The organism is Bradyrhizobium pachyrhizi, from assembly GCF_001189245.1.
GTDB lineage: Bacteria > Pseudomonadota > Alphaproteobacteria > Rhizobiales > Xanthobacteraceae > Bradyrhizobium > Bradyrhizobium pachyrhizi.
On record NZ_LFIQ01000117.1, the window covers coordinates 140,799 to 158,294 of the forward strand.

Sequence of the window (17,496 nt, forward strand, 5' to 3'; positions counted from 1 at the left end):
ACGGCGGATTTCGCCGTGGATGTGCGGGATAGTGCCGACGTCGACGCCGCGCGTCGGCTCGTCGAAGATGATGATCGAGGGGTCCTGCACCAGCGTCTTGGCCAGCACCACCTTCTGCTGGTTGCCGCCGGAGAGCTCGATGATCCTGGCCTTGCGCTGCAATGCGCTGATCTTGAGCCGGTCGACCCAGTAGCTGGCGAGCTTGCTGCGCCGCGCGCGCGACAGCAGGAAGCTCCAGCCTTTTCCGGTGGCGAGGCTGCCGATATAGACGTTGTCGTCGACCACCATGGTCTCGAAGAAGCCGTTGGCCTTCCGGTCCTCGGTGATGTAGGCGATGCCGTCATTGATCGCCTGCCGCGGCACGCGGTAGCGGATCGGCTTGCCGCGCAGCCGGATGGTGCCGCCATTGACCAAATTGCGCTTCAGCGCGCCGTAGATGATCTTGGCGATCTCGGTGCGGCCGGAGCCGATCAGGCCGGCGATGCCGACCACCTCGCCGGCATAGACCGAGAACGACATGTTCTTGACCGCCATGCCCATGGTGACGTTCTCGACCGTCAGCACCTTCTCGCGGCGTTGATGGGTCTTCGCTCTTCCGCCATAGACCGCCTGCGCCACCTCGCGGCCGACCATGTGCTGCACCAGCGCGTCGCGGGTGAGCTGCCTGGCCGGCGCCGTGATCACCAGCTTGCCATCGCGCAGCACGGTGATGCGGTCGGCGATTTGCAGCGATTCCTCCAGCGCATGCGAGATGTAGATGATCGAGACGCCGCGGGCGCGCAGGTCGCGCACCAGATGGAAGAAGTGGACGATCTCCTCCGGCGTCAGCGACGCGGTCGGTTCGTCGAAGATGATGATGCGCGCCTTGTTGTAGATCGCGCGCGCGATCTCCACCATCTGCTTCTTGGCGGTGCCGAGCAGCGCCACTGGCGTTGCCGGATCGACGTGGAAGTTGAGCGACTGCAACAGCTGCTGGGCCTGGATGTTCAGGGTGCGGAAGCGCGTCAGCAGCTTCTCGTTGCCGAGCTCGATGTTCTGGGCGGCGGTCATGGTCGGCACCAGGCTGGTCTCCTGATAGACCATGCAGATGCCGGCATTGAGCGCGTCGCGCGGCTGCTCGAAACCGGTCGGCTTGCCGTCGAGCAGATAGTCGCCGGAGGTGAGCTGGATCGCGCCCGCGATCGCCTTGCACAGCGTCGATTTGCCGGCGCCGTTCTCGCCGACCAGCGCATGCACCTCGCCGGGATAGAGGTCGAAATTGACGCCCTCGATGGCGTGGACGCCGCCATAGATTTTCGAGCCGTTGGTGATCCGCAGCACCGGCTCGCGGGCTGCGGAGGTCTCTGCCGTCTTGGCGCCGGGGGCCGCCTGCATCACACCGTCATTCATCGCAGCTCTCCCGTAGTGCGCAGCAGGCGTCCGGCGCCGCGCGCCGCGATCACGACGCCCGATGGCGTGGCGCAGGCGGCGGTGATGCCATGGAAGCGGCCGCCGGCGCGGCTGTGCAGGCTGTCGGTCGCATCGCCCTCGGCGTCGAGATGCACCAGCAGACCGTAGGAGCGCGGCGGCGCCCACGGCTTCTGGATGCCGAGCGCCTTGACGCTGCCGATCTGCATCGGCTCGAGGCAATCGCTGCCGCCGGCGAGCGCCGGCGCGACCCAGTAATCCGGCGGCATCGTCGCCATCATCTCCTCGCGGAAATCGTCTTCCTTGAGTACGAACTCGATCAGATGGGTGCGGCGGGCGAAGATGCCGAGCAGCATGCCGCCGTGGCCGTCCGGATGCAGCCGCGCCGGATAGCCCGGCATGTTGGCGGCGACGGTCTCGCGCGGACCAAGCCCGTTGCCGCCGAGCGCGAACCGGCTGAGGCGATGCGCCCAGCTCTCGGTGAGCCACAGGCTGTTGCCGTCGGCCGAAACACTCACGCCATAGGGATAGGGCAGATCGCGCAGCAGCACCTGCGGATTGTCGAGCCCGGCGCCGCAGCCGATAAGCCGGCCATTGGCGCGCTTCTCCATCAGGTCGTGCCGCCATTCACCCGGGCGCCGGCCGGCGCTGCCTTCGACGGCATAGATGCGGCCATCGGGCGCCGCCGTCACCGACAACAGCCCCGTGAGCGCGCCACCGCCGGCGGCCTCCAGCCAGCGCGGATCGGGCTTCGCCGGATCGATCGCGGCAAGGCCCCTGCTCGCGACGCAGACCAGCAGGCGGCCGTCCGGATGCAGCGCGAGCCCGCCGGCATCATCCTCGAACTCGGCGACGACTATACGTATCGACAAGTCATTGCCGCCGAGCTTCAGCACCCGGCGTCCGACCGAGACATAGACCGCGCCGTCGGCGGCGGCGATCACGTCGTCGACGCCGGGCAGCGGCTCGCCGATCGGGGTGGCGGTGTCGAGCCGGTCGTTCGGGCTCAGCGCGCCGTCGAGCGGCGGGATCGCGTTCTGGCCGCCGTCGCGGTCGATGACGCTGCGGACGTCGCGCAGCAGATGATCGAAAAATCCCATTACGTCGTCACCCTGCTCTTTGCGCCCCAATAGGCATCGTAGCCGGTCCAGCTGTCGTCGACGCCATCGAGCTTGATGCGGCCGATCCGGTTGTTCTCGAGCCCGCCGAGATAGAGATAGCCCTGGTGCTCGCGCATCGAGGTCAAGGTCGAGTGCGAGATGCCGGTCGGGTCCCACCACGATTCCAGCGCCTCACCCTTCTCGTTGAACTTCAGCACGCAGCCATGGTTGAGCGCCGGCGCCAGCCACTCGTCGGTCGGCACCTGCTTCACCATGCGCAGGCGGAAGCCGGGTTTTCGCGCGGCAAGGTCGAATGTCGGCGTGCGGATGCCGACCAGCGCCAGCCAGTAGGTGCCGTCGGAGGCGCGGTTGATGTTGTCGGGATTACCCGGCAGCTCGTCCATCAGCACCTCGGTCTTGCCCTTGTTCGGCCCGTCGATCCAGTGCCGGAACACCTTGCACAGCGAGGTCGACGCGATCAGGATCGATTTGCCGTCATGCGAGACGCAGATCCCGTTCGGGAAATAGAAGTGATTGATCACCGTGCGCGTGGTCCTGGTCGCGGGGTCGTAGCAGACCACACGGCCGTTCGGCCGTCCCTCGAGGATGTCGAGGGTGTTGGTGGTCATCTCGTAGCGCGTGGTGCAGTCGCTGAAATAGATCTTGCCGTCGGGTGCGATGTCGAGGTCGTCGGCCATGCGCAGGCGGGAATCGTCATTCAGCTTGTACCAGGTGCGGTTGGTCTCGTCGGTGACCTTGAAGATGCGACCATCGGGTGCGACGCCGTAGACGCCCATGCCGGCGACGGCGACGATCAAATTCTCGTCGCGATCGAACTGCATGCCGAGCGGCCGGCCGCCGATATGGGCGAACACCTCGCGGGTCTCGAAGTTCGGCCCGGAGAAACGGATCACATTGCCGTCGCGGGTCGAGCCGTAGAGCCGGCCCTGGCGGTCGAGGATGACGTCCTCGGGCCCCTCGACCTGATCGACGCCGATCGCCTGCGCATTGATCAGCCGGTCGTTCTGCGCGTAGGGCGAGGTCGCGCCGGGCTGCACCGCCGGCGCCGAGGCGAGCGGCACGAAGGCCGGATTGACATAGATCTTCTGGATCGCCTTGCCGCGGTTCTTCGACCATTTGACGTCGATGCCGACGGCGGCGAGCAGGATCATGCCCGTCACCGCCGAGGTGACGTAGCCCGGGATGCCCATCCGCACGAGGCCGTTGATCAGGAGGAAGATGATCAGCGCGCCGATCATCGCCCGCCACACCGTGCCCTTGCCGCCGGCGAGCGACACCCCGCCGAGCACGACGGCGGTCAGCGCCTGGAATTCCCACCCCACGCCGGTGGTGGAATCCGTCGAGGCTTGCCGCGCGGCGTAGAAGATGCCGCTCGCCGCGCACAGCGTTCCCGACAGCACATAGGTCATGAACAGCATCACGCGGACGCGGATGCCGGCGTGGCGCGCCGCCTTGCGGCTGGCGCCGATCGCGGTGAGATGCCAGCCATAGCGCGAGCGCGACAGGAAGATGTGGCAGATCAACAGCACCACGAACAGCGTCGCCGCATTGACGGGAATTCCGAGCACGCTGCCGCCGCCGATGAAATCCCAGGCGTCGCTCTCGACCGAGTTGGTGGCGAACACCTGGGCGTAGCTGGTGTTGAGCAGGTTGACCGAGGCGCGCAGGATGATCAGCGTCACCAGCGTGGTCAGGAACGGCCGCGTCTTCAGGAAGCCGATCAGGAAGCCGTTGATGCTGCCGAGCAGCGCGCCGACCAGAAGCGTCGCCGGCACCGCGAGGCCGACCGGCCATTCGCGCACCAAAAGGAAGTACAGCGCCGCGAAATTGCACAGCGCGAAGATCGCGCCGACCGACAGGTCGATGCCGCCGGTGACGAGGCAGAAGCCCATCGCGAGCGCGACGAAGCCGAATTCGGCGAACAGCCGCAGCAGCGACACCGAGTTCTGCACCGAGGCGTAATCGGGAATGGTGAGCGCGAAATAGGCCCACAGCCCGATCATCACGGTGAAGGGAACCACCGGCTCGAACCACTGTTTCAGCAACAGCTCCGACAGCAGGAGCCGGGGTGAGAACCGCCGCACCGACGCGGCAAAGGAATCAACGGCCATCGACATCGCCAAAGCACCCTCTTGATTGAGCACGATCTTGCGGAGAGCCGGCTCACACTTCCCGGATCATGCTCATGGTCATGACGCGATCGGCCACCGCATCGCGACCTCGTCCCTTGATGAACACGCTCTCCTTGAACGCTGCGCGTCGGTCGGAGGGAAACCGGCTCCACCTTGCCGGATCGTGCTCTTTGATACAGCCGGCGCGGGAATGCCCCCCGCGCCGGCTGTCCGCGCCTTGTTAATTTTTCTTGGGTAGCGCGAAGCAGTTGGCGCCCGAGGCGTTCGACTTATCGAGCCAGATCGGACGCGTGTAATAGACGAGATTGCGGCTGCCCGGCTTCTCGCCTGATACCAGCAGGGTTTCGGCGGCGAACATCAGGTCGTGGCCCTGCTCGGTCGCCTTGTAGCTCAGGAACTTGTAGAAATTGCCCGAATTGACCTGATCGCAATCCAGCTGCGAGCCTTCACCCGAGGCGAACACCTTCACATCGTCGATCTTGCCGGCATTGCGGATCGCCTGCGCGGCGCCCGATTCCATGATGCCCCAGAACCCGATCGAGGCGCAGAGGTCGGGATGCTGCTGGATCACCGTCGCGGTGACGTTGAGCGCGGTGTTGGCGTCCCAGTTCGCGGCCTGGTTCGAGACCACCTTGATGTTCGGATCCTTGTTCAGGACCTCCATGATGCCGCCGACCTGATCGACACTGGCGGCCGCGGTCAGTTCGCCCTGCACGATCTGGACCTTGCCCGACTTGCCGGAGCCGGTGCCGCAAGCCTTGACGGCTTCGTTCGCCAGCATCCTGCCGATCTCGCGCCAGTCGGCGCCGACAAAGGCGCCGGACTTGTAGTTCGAGGACATGTTGATCTGGATCACATGCGTGCCCTGGCTTTCGGCGCGCTTCAGATCCTTCATCAACAGCGTGACGCTCGGATTCTGCACGATCAGCACGTCGGGCTTCTGATCGACCAGCGCGGTCAAGGCCTGCTGCATCGCCGACGGATTGTTGTTGGGATCGCGCACGACATATTTCATGCCGCGCCACTCGGCCTCTTCCTGCACCACCCGGCCCCATTCGTCGGACAGCGGCACGCCGAGCGCGATCGGCAGATAGGCGATCGTCTTGCCCTGCAGCGCCTTGTCGTACACCGCACGCAGCTCGCGGGCGGTCTTGGTGCCTTCCTCCTGCGCCGATGCCGCAAACGGCATCGCGGCCAGCGTCACGCCGGCTAGCAGGATCGTCCAGAATTTCGTCGTCGTCTTCATCGTCTCCCTCCACAAAGCAATTTCTTTTGATTGATTCATTTGGCGCGGCGGCCGGCTCAGTCGCCCTGTTTCAGTCGCCTTGCCGCGCGGTCTCCTCGTCGCGGGGATGCAGCCAGTTGTCGAGCACGATGGCGGCCAGCAGCACCACGCCCTTGATGATGTTCTGCACCTCGCTGTTGACGTCCATGATGGTGAAGGCGTTGAGCAGCGTGCCGATCAGGATGCAGCCGACCACGACGCTGAACACGCTGCCGCGGCCGCCGATCAGGCTGATGCCGCCGATCACGACGACGAGCACGACATCGAAGATCATGGTGCCCTGGGTGATCGCCATCTGCATGCTGCCCGTGGTGCCGACCCAGACCAGGCCCGCAATCCAGGCGAGCAGTGCAACCAGCACGTGCTCGAGCACGATCAGCGGCCGCAGCGCGACGCCGGTCAGCCGCGCTGCCTCCGGATTGTCGCCCTGCGAATAGATGAAGCGGCCGATCGAGGTGCGCGACAGGAACAAATGCATCGCGATTGCACAGGCCGCGAACACCAGGATCGGAACCGGGATGCCAAACAGCCGCCCGGCGCCGAGATACATCAGGCCCGGCGCATCCTTCGGCGCATAGACCACCCAGGCCGGCGCGATCCAGAAGGCGAGGCCATAGATCACGAAACCGGCAGCCAGCGTCACGAACAGCGCCGGCGCCTCGACGAAGGCGACCATCACGCCGTTGACGACGCCGATCAGCACCGCGACCGCCAGCGCCAGCAGCACTGCCGTGAAAACAGGCATGCCGTTCTGCATGTAGATCAGCGCGATCGCCCAGGACCCCGCCATGATCGCGACCTCGGAGAGGTCGATGCCGCGGCTGATCACGATCAGTCCCATCCCGAGGCCGAGCACGCCGAGGATAGAAATACTCCGCAACAAATTCAGGAGATTGGAGACGGTGGCGAAGCCGTTCAGCGTCAGGCCGAACACGATCAGGAGCGCGATGGTGATCAGGAGCACGATCTGCTCCTGACTCGGCTTCGCAAACATTGCTCCCAGGCGAGATGATGCCGCAGGGACAGCAACGCCGCGCGATGGCGATTGCACGCTCATCGTTTCCTCCAGGTATTATTTTGCTTGAGACTTTAAGAGTGCCGATTAGTATTCGTCAAATGCATTCGACGGATACGGATTGATCATTTCCATGCATGTACGCGACGTCGATCTGAACCTGTTCGTCGTGTTCGACGCGATCTATTCCGAGGGCGGCGTCAGCCGCGCCTGCTTCCGTCTCAATTTGACCCAGCCCGCGGTGAGCCACGCGCTGAGCCGGCTGCGCGCGATGTTCAACGATCCGCTGTTCGTGCGCCGCAACCACGTGATGACGCCGACCCCGCTGGCGCGGCAGATCATCACCACGGTGCGCCAGGCGCTCAACGGCCTCGAGACGACGCTGACCCACACCCACCGGTTCGATCCGGCGCAGACGCCGAAGCGGTTCGTGATCGGGCTGCGCAACAATCTGGAGGCGCCGATGCTGAGCGCGCTGATCAACCGCATCAGCACGGTGGCGCCGCTGGTCGAGATCGCCACCGTGCGCAGCGAGCGCAACAATCTCGAGCGCGAGCTTGCCGCCGGCACCCTCGACGTCGCGATCGATACGCTGTTGCCGCTGTCGGCGGAGGTGCGGCGCGAGCAGATCCTGACCGAACATATCGCGGTGTTCGCGCGGCGCGGCCACCCCGAGCTCGGCACCCGGCTCGACAAGAAGGCTTATTTGCGCATGGAGCATGTCTGCGTGACATCGCGGCGCAGCGGTCTGTCGTTCGAGGATTTTCAGCTCCAGCGCCTCGGCCTGACCCGCACTGTTCGCCTGACCTGTCAGAATTTCGCAACCGCCTGCCACGTCGTGAGCCGCAGCAACATGCTGCTGACCGCCTCGGAGAGCGCCGCCTCCGTGCTGGAAGATCCCGGGCTGCTGCAGTGCTTCCCCTGCCCGTTCCCGATCAGTCCGCACGTCAATTATCTCTACTGGCACGCCACCGCCGAGGACGACACCACCAATCAATGGCTGCGCGAGCAGTTGCGCGCCGCCGCGGCGCTGCTGGCCGGCAGCCAGTTCGGCCGCAGGAACGGGCGCGCGAAGATGCGACCCCGCGTGGGATATCCGGCGCCGGCCAGCCTCGCCGCCGAATAGCCGCGTCAGCCCACCACGCGGATCGGGTCCGAGCCGTCCCAAGTCGCGGCCACGGTCCTGATCTTCTCGAAGAACCGCCCCTTCGATCCCGAGACGTCTGAGATCTCGATCACGGTGCCGGCATGGCCGGCGGTGTCGAAATAGGCGAAGCGTCCCTTGGGGCCGCCGATCTGGCCTTCATGACCGACTGTGAAGCCTGCCGCGATGGCGCGGTCGTAGAGCGACTGGTAGTCCGTGCTCCAGTACGACATGTGCTGCAGGCCCTCGCCGTGGCGCGCCAGAAAATCCAAATACATCGACGGCGCGTCGTTGCGCTGTTGGATCAGCTCGATCTGCAGATCGCCGGAATTGGCCAGCGCGATCGACATCTCGACGGCGGAGTCCACGCCGCGATAGCGGAACCAATCGACCTTGACCGAGCGGATCAGGAAGAATGGCCCGACCCGCAGTGTCTCGGTCCAGAACTTCAGCGCCGCATCGATGTCGCGAACGACGTAGCCGTTCTGACAGACCTTGCCGAACAATGCACTCATGCGCCCTCCCCGCCGCTCACAAACCGCTGAGCCCGCTGTCGACCGCGAGCGTCTGCGCGGTGACATAGACGCTTTCATCCGACATGAAGAACAGCACGGCATAGGCGATCTCCCAGGCCGTCGCCTGACGGCCGAACGGGATATGCCCCTTGCCGCGCAACGGACGGCCCGCGCCGGCCTCGCGGCCGTTCGGGGTGTCGACCAGCCCGGGATAGACCAGATTGGCGCGGATGCCGCGCCGCGCGCCCGCATGTGCGATGTTGCGCATCAGGCCGCCGAGCGCGGCCTTGGAGGAATCATAGACCGCCATCTGCGATCCCGCCTTCAGCGCCGCGATCGAGGAGATGAACACGATCGAGCCGCCGTCTTCGAATTTCGGCAAGGCCGCGCGGCAGCACAGCATCGGACCGCGGACATTGACATCGTAGATTTTGTTCCATTCCTCCGCGCTGACATTGTCGAGCCCGGTCTTGCCGAAGGTACCGATGTTCAGCACCATGCCATCGAGCCCGCCCATCGTGCGATGCGCCTCGTCGATCATCCTGATGACGTCGGCTTCCTTGGTGACATCGGCGGCGATCGCGAAGGCGCGGCCGCCATCAGCAGCGATGCGCGCAACCGTGTCCTCGGCCGAGGCGCGGTTGAGGTCGGCGACCGCGACATGCGCGCCCTCGCGTGCGAACAGCAGGCTCATGGCGCGGCCGTTGCCGATCGGATCGGTCGCGGCATCGAACACGCGCTGGCCGCCGCCGACCACGAGGATGCGGCGGCCGTTGAGACGTTCCCTGCCCGGCGCGGCGCCCGACGATTCCGCGCTCAGCGGACGGACATAGCGCTCCGGCTTTGTGTCTTGCTTGGCCTCTTGCGAAATCTCCGACATCCCATCAGCCCCGCTTCTTGCCACCCTCATAGACCGCCATGCCGGCGGCCGGATCGAGATCGGTCTCGGTTGCCTCCGTCAGCCGCGCCATCATCATGTAGAAGCCGAGCGCGACGATCGCCTCGACGATCTCCTGATCGCTGAAATGCTCGCGCACCGCGGCAAAGGCCGCATCGCCGACGCGGACCTTCTCGACCACCTCGCGGCCGAAGCGAAGCAGCGCGCGCTCGGCTGCGTTGAGTGCAGCATCGTCGTAATCGCCGCGCTCGACGGCATCGATCTGCGCCTGGGTGACGCCGACGCCGAGCGCAATCGGCACGTGCTGGCGCCATTCATAGGCGCCGCCCTCGAGCTGCGCGGCCTGCAGGATCAGGAGCTCGCGATTGACCGCGGAGAGCTTCTGTTTGTGCAGGATCGAATTGCCGAGCCGCATCAGCGGAATCGCATTGGCCTCGGCATGGGCCAGCATGCGGAAGATGTTGAGCTTGACCGGCATGCGGTCGAACGCGGCGCGGATATCGCCGCCCGTCGTGTCCGGATCAATCAGGGGCAGCCTTGCCACGCGTCTCTCCCATTTTTCGCTTGTTCGTTGTTCTTGCCGTCGCTCGACCAGCTAATGCACCGGGCCGGCCGAGATCAAGCCGACCCGCTCGACATTGCCCGAATTGCGGGGTTCAGCCATGCGGTTCCGCGCTTGAATCCGCGTCCACGGGCAGGCATAAGGAGCGACAACTCCCTTAAAAAATCGCCTTGGCCCAAGGATTTGAGAAGGATTTACGATGCCCGCCTATCGCTCCCGCACCACCACCCACGGCCGCAACATGGCGGGTGCACGCGGCCTCTGGCGCGCCACCGGCATGAAGAACGAGGACTTCGGCAAGCCTATCATCGCGGTGGTCAACTCCTTCACCCAGTTCGTGCCCGGCCACGTCCATCTGCAGAATCTCGGCCAGCTCGTGGCCCGCGAGATCGAGAAGGCCGGCGGCGTCGCCAAGGAGTTCAACACCATTGCGGTCGATGACGGCATCGCGATGGGCCATGACGGCATGCTGTACAGCCTGCCCTCGCGCGAGCTGATCGCCGACAGCGTCGAATACATGGTCAACGCGCATTGCGCCGACGCGATGGTCTGCATCTCCAACTGCGACAAGATCACGCCCGGCATGCTGATGGCGACGCTGCGGCTCAACATCCCGACCGTGTTCGTCTCGGGCGGACCGATGGAGTCCGGCAAGATCGTGCTCAAGGGCAAGAAGCGCGCGGTCGATCTGATCGACGCGATGGTCGCGGCCGCCGACTCCAACGTGTCGGACGAGGAGGTCGAGGTGATCGAGCGTTCGGCCTGCCCGACCTGCGGCTCCTGCTCCGGCATGTTCACCGCGAACTCGATGAACTGCCTGACCGAGGCGCTCGGCCTCGCGCTGCCCGGCAACGGCTCGGTGCTGGCGACCCACGCCGATCGCAAGAGCCTGTTCGTCGAAGCCGGCCACCTGATCGTCGACCTCGCCCGCCGCTACTACGAGCAGGACGACGCCAAGGTGCTGCCGCGCAACATCGCGAACTTCAAGTCGTTCGAGAACGCGATGACGCTCGATATCGCGATGGGCGGCTCGACCAATACCGTGCTGCATCTGCTCGCCGCCGCGCGCGAGGGCGAAGTGCCGTTCACGATGACCGATATCGACCGCCTGTCGCGCAAGGTGCCGGTGCTCTGCAAGGTCGCGCCCTCGGTGCAGGACGTCCACATGGAGGACGTGCATCACGCCGGCGGCATCATGGCGATCCTGGGCGAGCTCGACCGCGCCAAGCTGCTCACGACCGACGGGCCGACCGTGCATGCCGCAACGCTCGACGATGCGCTGAACCGCTGGGACGTGGTGCGGACCACAAGCGACAAGGTACGCAACTTCTATTGCGCCGCGCCGGGGGGCGTGCCGACCCAGGAAGCCTTCAGCCAGGACCGCCGCTTCGACGAGGTCGATCTCGACCGCGCCAAGGGCTGCATCCGCGACGCCGCGCACGCCTATTCCAGGGACGGCGGCCTCGCCGTGCTGTTCGGCAACCTTGCCGAGGACGGCTGCATCGTGAAGACCGCCGGCGTCGACGAGAGCATTCTGAAGTTCTCGGGCCCGGCCCGCATCTTCGAGAGCCAGGACGCATCGGTCGAAGCCATCCTTGGCAACAAGGTGAAGGCCGGCGATGTGGTGCTGATCCGCTATGAGGGTCCGCGCGGCGGCCCGGGCATGCAGGAGATGCTGTACCCGACCAGCTATCTGAAGTCGAAAGGCCTCGGAAAGGCCTGCGCGCTGATCACCGACGGCCGCTTCTCCGGTGGATCGTCGGGCCTGTCGATCGGCCACGTCTCGCCGGAAGCCGCCGAAGGCGGCCTGATCGGCCTCGTCGAGGAAGGCGATATCATCGAGTTCGATATCCCGAACCGCAAGGTCAACCTCGCGGTCGACGATGCCGAGTTGAAGCGCCGCCGCGCAGCGATGGAGGCCAAGGGCAATGCGGCCTGGAAGCCGGCGGCGTCGCGCAAGCGCGCCGTCTCGACCGCGCTGAAGGCCTATGCGGCGTTCGCCAGCAGCGCGGCCAAGGGTGCGGTTCGCATCCTGCCGGAGTGATCGGCAACCGTTCGGCCACAGCCGCTTCACCTCTCCCACGGGAGAGGTGAACTTCCGATGCCGATTCGGCTCGGCTTACCCGCGGTGGTGACGAGGCGCCGACGTCAGCTCACGTGCAAGTCGGCCGCCTCGATCCGGATGCGGTCGGCATGCAGTGACCAGTCGCACAGCGATTGTTCCTGGCAAAACTTGACCTTGGCCATCTCGGTGGCCTGGCCCTCGCTCGAGGCGTCGATCTCAAGCGCACCCTGGCAAACCTCGCGCTCGCGGCCATTGCCGCCGAGCACGTCTTTCATGAAATGAACGACGAAGCGTGACATGGAACCCTCCCTGCTGCACCGGCAGAGCCCGGGGGTACCACGCTAGCACTAACACGAAAGGGTGGTGAGTTAATTCGGCTGGTACGTGTGCGACTGTTCGCAGCGGGAAGACTACGCGCCGGCCTGCGGCAGGCTGGCGGCAGCGATCGCGACGATCTGTGCAAGACGGCGGCCGATTTTGGCGGGCGCGTTGCGGAGCAATGACTGGACCTGTCGCATGAATGTCTTCCTTCCGTGCCCGGAATGGTCGGGCACAGACGGAAAATGGCGATTTCGGGCTAAGCCGTCGATATCTCAGGGAAAATAACAACGGACGTGTTGCGAGGCGGTCGTTCGGCAGTGGGTTTATTGCCTCGATCGAGGCTGCAACGAAGGAGATTTTCTCCGGTGTTTTTGCCCGCGCAACAACGCTCGCACGGCTGGCCGCTTGCGTGAGGGACGCACCCGCGGAACAGTTCCCTCCCCCGCGGTATATCTCTCCCGCAGGGCCGGCGCCTGCACGATTTCTGAATATTGGAAATGTACCCCTGAGTTGCCCGACGCGTCAAGTTGCCTGCTCGAACGCCGGCAGCCGCCAGCTCCTTTGCATGGGGTTGTTTTCGATATTTTTGGCCGCGCGCAGCCGCGGCCCCCGCAAGGGCAGGCCTGACCCTACCCCGGCATGAACCCGAACGCCTTCTCGAACCGTCTTGCGTAGACCGGCCAGACCTCGGGATTGATGATGCGCGGCGGGCGCTTGCCGTCGAGGGCGTCGAGGATCTGCTCGGCCGCGATCCGGCCCATGTTGATGCGCGCCTCGCGGGTGACGCCGGCGGTGTGCGGGCTCGCCAGCACATTGTCGAACTGCAGCAGTGGATGATCCGGCGGCGGCGGCTCCTTGTCCCAGACGTCGAGCCCGGCGCCGGCGATGCGTTTGTCACGCAGCGCTTCCTCCAGCGCCTTCTCGTCGTGGATGAAGCCGCGCGCGGTGGTGACGAAATAGGCGTGCGGCTGCATCAGCGCGAACTGGCGCGCGCCGATCATGCCGCGGCTGTTCTTGTCCAGCGGACACGAGATCGAAACAAAGTCCGCACGGCGCAGGAGATCGTCGAGCTCGACCTTCTCCCCGCCCCGCTTCGCCATCTCATCCGCCGTGAGATAGGGATCGTAGGCGATCACCTTCATGTGCAGGAGGCCCCTGCACAGCTCGGCGATGCGGCGGCCGACATTGCCGAGACCGACGATGCCGACGGTCTTCTCCTTCAGCTCGTTGCCGATCAGGTCGTTGCGGTTGACGTTGGCCTCGCGCCGCAGCCTGCGGTCGGACTGGATGATCCGCTTCGACAGCGTCAGCATCATCCCGAGCGCGTGCTCGGCGACCGAATTGGCGTTGCCGCCGGACTGGTTGACGACAAGCACGCCTGCCGCGGTGCAGGCATCGACATCGACGGGATCGAAGCCGGCGCCATTCGACGACACGATCAGAAGATTCGGCGCGCGCTTCAACAACTCGGCATGGGCATGGAAATGCGGCGCCAGCTCATCGCGGGCCGCACCGATCTGATAGGCATGCGCGTCGGCAAGGACGGGCGCGAACGTCGCCTCCGGCGTCTCGTTCTCCAGACGATCGAGCCGGACGTCCGGCCGCTTCTTCAGGATGTCGACATAGATCTCGTGGGCGAGGTATTTGACGTAGAATACGCGCTTGTTGTTGACGGTCATGTCTTCGGACAGCTTTCAGTTTGGGAAGCCATAGAATCGTGCGGGATTGTCGACGAGGATGCGGTGCCGGGCCGCCGCATCCGGCGTCCATTCCTGGAACAGCGTCAGCAGATGGCCGGCGTCGGGCATTTCGCCCTCGACCCGCGGATGCGGCCAGTCGCCGCCCCACACCAGCCGTTCAGGATTGGCTGCGACCAGTGCCTCGTGGAACGGCCGCGCATCGGGATAATCAGGGGCTCGCTGGCTCAGGCGATGCGCGCCCGACAGCTTGGCCCAGCACCAGCCTTCGTCCACCGCACGCAAAAGGCTCTGAAAGCCCGCGGTGTTGATGCCGGCGGCAGCATCGGTGCGGCCCATGTGATCGACCACGACCGGCAACCCAAGCGCCTTCAGCGTCGGGATAGTGTCAGGCAAATCCTTCACGTCGATCCAGAGCTGCAGATGCCAGCCGAGCTCGGTCATCACGCCCGCGTGCGTCTCGGCAACGCTCAAGGGAATGCCGCCGCGATAGTGCAGCTGTCCGCCGCGGAAGAAATGGTTGAAGCGCAGGCCGCGGACGCCGAGCACATGCCATTGCCGCAGCGTGCCTGCCGCCACATCGGCATCGGCCACCGCGACGCCGCGCAGCCGCGCAGGCTCGCGCTGCAACGCGTCCAGCATCGCCGAATTGTCGTGGCCGTGCGCGCTACCCTGCACCAGCACGCCGCGGGCGAAACCGAGCACGTCGAGCATGCCGAGATAGGTCGCGAGCGGCGCGTCCGGCGGCGTGTAGCTGCGATCGCCGGCATAGGGGAAGCGATCGGCCGGACCAAATACATGCGCATGCGTATCGCAGGCCTTCGGCGGTAGCTTGTCTCTGGGCGGCGTCACCGGACGCGGCGGCAGGCAGGCGGGAATCTCTGACGCAGCCATGTCCTATTCCGCCTTCATGCCGGCGGCCTTGATGATCGGCCCCCATTTGTCGTAGTCGGCCTTGATCTTGGCGGCGAACTTGTCCGGCGTGGAGCCGATCGGGATCGCACCGAGCTTGCCGAGACGCTCCTTCACGGCATCGGTGTTCACTGCCGCGACGAAATCATGCGAGATCTTGACGACGAGGTCGGCCGGCATGTTGCCGGGTCCGAGCAGCCCCCACCACACCTCGGTGTCGTAGCCCGGCACGGTCTCCGACATGCTGGGCACGTCAGGCAGGAACGGCGCACGCGAGCCCGTCGTCACCGCGAGCGCGCGAACCGTGCCGGCCTGCAGCTGCCCGACCGATTCCGGTCCGTTGTTGAACGACAGCGGAATTTGCCCGCCGAGCAGATCGTTGATCGCGGGCGCACCGCCCTTGTAGGGGATCGCACTGATCTCGATCTTGGCGAGATTGTTGAGCAGCTCGCCGGCCAGATGGGTCGAGGTGCCGTTGCCGGCATGGGCGAAGGACAGGCTGCCGGGCTTCGCCTTCGCCGCCGCGATGACGTCGGCGACCGATTTGAACGGCGAATCCGCGCGCACCAGCAGCACGTTCGGCGACGACGCCAAGAGCGAGATCGGCGAGAAATCCCTGAACGTGTCGTAGGGCAGCTTTGGATAAAGGAACGGATTGGTGGCGTGGCCGCTCGCCACCATGATCAGATTGTAACCATCGGGCGCGGAGGTTGCGATCGCCTGCGAGGCGATCACCCCGCCGGCGCCCGGCCGGTTCTCGACCACGATTGATTGCGTCCAGGTCTTCGACACCGCTTCGGCGAGCGTCCGCGTCAGCACATCGACGCCGCCGCCGGGCGGATATGGAACGAGAATGTGAACCGCCTTGGCCGGGAACGGCTGCGCGGACGCAAGGCCGGCCACAACCATGGCCGCCGCTGCAATGGCGGTCCGCCAGACCCATCCGGCCATCGACGCCTCCCGTCCCTTGATCGCTACCGTCCCTTTTTCGTTACGCCTGTATCGCACGTTGGCTCGGCGCCGCGATGGCCGAATTCCGCAGATCGCGTTGCGGCCGCGACATGTTGACAATCGCAGGCACCGCGTCAAGTTTCGTGCGGCAAGCGGCCATCAGCGTCGCGCGAGCAGGGAGAACAGGATGGCGGCCGCGGAACAAGCCTCGTCCAAAGATAAAGGCCAGTCGGCGACCAGCTGGCACGGCATCGTGCTGCAGACGCTGAAGCGGAACGAGATCAAGCTCGTGCCCTATGTGCCCGATCGGGTGCTGACCACGCTGATCAAGGATCTGCACGCCGATCCCTATTTCAACACGTTTCCGACCGCGCGCGAGGAAGAAGCGGTGGGCATCGTCTCCGGTGCCTGGATGGCGGGAATGCGCGGCGCGGTGCTGATGCAAACCTCGGGCTTTGCCACGCTGGCCAATGTGCTGGCCTCGCTTGCGGTGCCCTACCAGATCCCGCTGATCATGTTCGTCTCCGAGCGCGGCACGCTCGGCGAGTTCAATTACGGCCAGGCGCTGGTCTGCCGCACCATGCGCCCGGTGCTGGATTCGCTGGCGATGGAACATCACACCATCACCCGGCTCGACGAGCTCGAATTCATCGCCGACCGCTCGATCAAGCAGGCCGTCACCACCCAGGCGCCGGTGGCGCTGATCCTCTCGCCGCTGTTGACCGGCGGCAAGACCTTCGACAAGTGAGATCAGCCATGACCAGCACCCACGCGCGCAACACCAAGGTGATGAACCGCTTCGAGCTCACCCAGCGCCTCGTCGCCGGCCTGAAGGACGAGGCCGTGATCGGCGGCATCGGCAACACCAATTTCGACCTGTGGGCCGCCGGCCATCGCCCGCAGAATTTTTACATGCTGGGCAGCATGGGCCTCGCTTTCCCGATCGCGCTCGGCGTCGCGCTGGCGCAGCCGAACCGCCGCGTGTTCGCGCTCGAAGGCGACGGCTCGCTGCTGATGCAGCTCGGCTGCATCTCGACGATCGCGACGCTGGCGCCGAAGAATCTCACCATGGTGGTGATGGACAACGGCATCTACCAGATCACGGGCGCGCAGCCGACGCCGGCCGCCGGCCATGCCGACCTCGTCGCGATCGCGCTCGCCAGCGGGATCGCGAACAGCTCCTGGGCCGCCGACGAGGACGATTTCGAGCGGCTGATCGAACAGTCGAAACAGGCCTCCGGCCCGACCCTGATCGGGGTGCGCATCGACGACAAGCCCGGCACCGGGACGACGCGGCGCGATCCCGTGCAGATCCGCGAGCGGTTCATGAACGGGATGGGGGTACGGCAGCTGCTCTAGATAAGAAGGCGCCTGCAACCTACGTATCCGTCACTGCGAGATGCTCGCGACAAAATTGCAGAGCTATTTTTGCGCTGAAGCGGCGAAGCAATCCATCATTCCACACATGCGG

16 protein-coding genes are annotated in these 17,496 nt (G+C 65.4%); 4 read left to right on the forward strand and 12 right to left on the reverse strand.

What is annotated here, in order from left to right; all coding sequences use genetic code 11:
• From AKL29_RS32540 to AKL29_RS32560, 5 genes are all read right to left on the reverse strand, one after another.
• A partial coding sequence (locus tag AKL29_RS32540; protein ID WP_244482543.1) for a sugar ABC transporter ATP-binding protein occupies positions 1-1,389 on the reverse strand: 1,389 nt, incomplete at its 3' end.
• Complete coding sequence (locus AKL29_RS32545) at positions 1,386-2,507, reverse strand: SMP-30/gluconolactonase/LRE family protein (RefSeq protein ID WP_050386998.1); 1,122 nt, start codon at positions 2,505-2,507, stop codon at positions 1,386-1,388. The genes AKL29_RS32545 and AKL29_RS32540, both read right to left, overlap by 4 nt.
• Positions 2,507-4,639, reverse strand: a complete 2,133-nt coding sequence (locus tag AKL29_RS32550) for an ABC transporter permease (RefSeq protein WP_317250711.1) — start codon at positions 4,637-4,639, stop codon at positions 2,507-2,509. Before AKL29_RS32550 ends, AKL29_RS32545 begins: the two co-directional genes overlap by 1 nt.
• Before the next feature lie 241 nt (positions 4,640-4,880).
• Complete coding sequence (locus tag AKL29_RS32555) at positions 4,881-5,906, reverse strand: sugar ABC transporter substrate-binding protein (RefSeq protein ID WP_028331499.1); 1,026 nt, start codon at positions 5,904-5,906, stop codon at positions 4,881-4,883.
• Between the two features lie 70 nt (positions 5,907-5,976).
• Positions 5,977-6,909, reverse strand: coding sequence for an ABC transporter permease (locus tag AKL29_RS32560; protein WP_229191388.1), 933 nt, complete (start codon positions 6,907-6,909; stop codon positions 5,977-5,979).
• Between the two features lie 184 nt (positions 6,910-7,093).
• On the opposite strand from AKL29_RS32560, the gene AKL29_RS32565 reads away from it, so the two are divergent.
• Complete coding sequence (locus AKL29_RS32565) at positions 7,094-8,086, forward strand: LysR family transcriptional regulator (RefSeq protein ID WP_050387000.1); 993 nt, start codon at positions 7,094-7,096, stop codon at positions 8,084-8,086.
• Between the two features lie 5 nt (positions 8,087-8,091).
• Here AKL29_RS32565 and AKL29_RS32570 read toward each other — a convergent pair whose 3' ends face one another.
• Genes AKL29_RS32570 through AKL29_RS32580 form a run of 3 tightly spaced genes read right to left on the reverse strand, consistent with a single transcriptional unit; the run spans position 8,092 to position 10,061 of the window.
• On the reverse strand, positions 8,092-8,619 hold the full coding sequence (locus AKL29_RS32570; protein WP_050387001.1) for a VOC family protein: 528 nt from the start codon (positions 8,617-8,619) through the stop codon (positions 8,092-8,094).
• Positions 8,620-8,635: 16 nt separating this feature from the next.
• On the reverse strand, positions 8,636-9,499 hold the full coding sequence (locus AKL29_RS32575; RefSeq protein WP_050387002.1) for an SDR family NAD(P)-dependent oxidoreductase: 864 nt from the start codon (positions 9,497-9,499) through the stop codon (positions 8,636-8,638).
• Between the two features lie 4 nt (positions 9,500-9,503).
• On the reverse strand, positions 9,504-10,061 hold the full coding sequence (locus AKL29_RS32580; RefSeq protein ID WP_050387003.1) for a carboxymuconolactone decarboxylase family protein: 558 nt from the start codon (positions 10,059-10,061) through the stop codon (positions 9,504-9,506).
• A 217-nt stretch (positions 10,062-10,278) separates the two neighbouring features.
• On the opposite strand from AKL29_RS32580, the gene ilvD reads away from it, so the two are divergent.
• Positions 10,279-12,123: a dihydroxy-acid dehydratase gene (ilvD, locus tag AKL29_RS32585; RefSeq protein WP_050387004.1), complete on the forward strand. Its 1,845-nt coding sequence runs from the start codon at positions 10,279-10,281 to the stop codon at positions 12,121-12,123.
• Between the two features lie 104 nt (positions 12,124-12,227).
• On the opposite strand, the gene AKL29_RS32590 is transcribed toward ilvD, so the two are convergent.
• The 4 genes from AKL29_RS32590 to AKL29_RS32605 form a co-directional block, all read right to left on the reverse strand.
• Positions 12,228-12,443 carry a hypothetical protein gene (locus AKL29_RS32590; protein ID WP_028331505.1) on the reverse strand — a complete coding sequence of 72 codons (216 nt, stop codon included), beginning with the start codon at positions 12,441-12,443 and terminating at the stop codon, positions 12,228-12,230.
• A gap of 651 nt (positions 12,444-13,094) precedes the next feature.
• Entirely contained in the window at positions 13,095-14,144 is a 1,050-nt protein-coding gene (locus AKL29_RS32595) for a hydroxyacid dehydrogenase (protein WP_050387005.1), read from the reverse strand.
• 15 nt (positions 14,145-14,159) lie between these two features.
• A complete protein-coding gene (locus AKL29_RS32600) occupies positions 14,160-15,056 on the reverse strand; it encodes an amidohydrolase family protein (RefSeq protein WP_050387006.1) in 897 nt (298 codons plus the stop codon).
• Positions 15,057-15,059: 3 nt separating this feature from the next.
• A complete protein-coding gene (locus tag AKL29_RS32605) occupies positions 15,060-16,025 on the reverse strand; it encodes a Bug family tripartite tricarboxylate transporter substrate binding protein (protein ID WP_050387007.1) in 966 nt (321 codons plus the stop codon).
• A gap of 187 nt (positions 16,026-16,212) precedes the next feature.
• On the opposite strand from AKL29_RS32605, the gene AKL29_RS32610 reads away from it, so the two are divergent.
• Both AKL29_RS32610 and AKL29_RS32615 read left to right on the forward strand, forming a co-directional pair.
• Entirely contained in the window at positions 16,213-16,773 is a 561-nt protein-coding gene (locus AKL29_RS32610) for a thiamine pyrophosphate-binding protein (RefSeq protein ID WP_028331509.1), read from the forward strand.
• A gap of 8 nt (positions 16,774-16,781) precedes the next feature.
• The gene (locus AKL29_RS32615) at positions 16,782-17,384 is read left to right on the forward strand and encodes a thiamine pyrophosphate-dependent enzyme (RefSeq protein WP_050387008.1); all 603 of its coding nucleotides are present in this window, start codon (positions 16,782-16,784) and stop codon (positions 17,382-17,384) included.
• Positions 17,385-17,496: the final 112 nt, after the last annotated feature.

Coding starts and splice junctions, on each gene's coding strand:
- AKL29_RS32570 (WP_050387001.1), bottom strand. CDS start 8,619: ATGAGTGCATTGTTCGGCAAGGTCTGTCAGAACGGCTACGTCGTTCGC.
- AKL29_RS32575 (WP_050387002.1), bottom strand. CDS start 9,499: ATGTCGGAGATTTCGCAAGAGGCCAAGCAAGACACAAAGCCGGAGCGC.
- AKL29_RS32545 (WP_050386998.1), bottom strand. CDS start 2,507: ATGGGATTTTTCGATCATCTGCTGCGCGACGTCCGCAGCGTCATCGAC.
- AKL29_RS32595 (WP_050387005.1), bottom strand. CDS start 14,144: ATGACCGTCAACAACAAGCGCGTATTCTACGTCAAATACCTCGCCCAC.
- ilvD (WP_050387004.1), top strand. CDS start 10,279: ATGCCCGCCTATCGCTCCCGCACCACCACCCACGGCCGCAACATGGCG.
- AKL29_RS32600 (WP_050387006.1), bottom strand. CDS start 15,056: ATGGCTGCGTCAGAGATTCCCGCCTGCCTGCCGCCGCGTCCGGTGACG.
- AKL29_RS32615 (WP_050387008.1), top strand. CDS start 16,782: ATGACCAGCACCCACGCGCGCAACACCAAGGTGATGAACCGCTTCGAG.
- AKL29_RS32610 (WP_028331509.1), top strand. CDS start 16,213: ATGGCGGCCGCGGAACAAGCCTCGTCCAAAGATAAAGGCCAGTCGGCG.
- AKL29_RS32605 (WP_050387007.1), bottom strand. CDS start 16,025: ATGGCCGGATGGGTCTGGCGGACCGCCATTGCAGCGGCGGCCATGGTT.
- AKL29_RS32550 (WP_317250711.1), bottom strand. CDS start 4,639: ATGGCCGTTGATTCCTTTGCCGCGTCGGTGCGGCGGTTCTCACCCCGG.
- AKL29_RS32555 (WP_028331499.1), bottom strand. CDS start 5,906: ATGAAGACGACGACGAAATTCTGGACGATCCTGCTAGCCGGCGTGACG.
- AKL29_RS32565 (WP_050387000.1), top strand. CDS start 7,094: ATGCATGTACGCGACGTCGATCTGAACCTGTTCGTCGTGTTCGACGCG.
- AKL29_RS32590 (WP_028331505.1), bottom strand. CDS start 12,443: ATGTCACGCTTCGTCGTTCATTTCATGAAAGACGTGCTCGGCGGCAAT.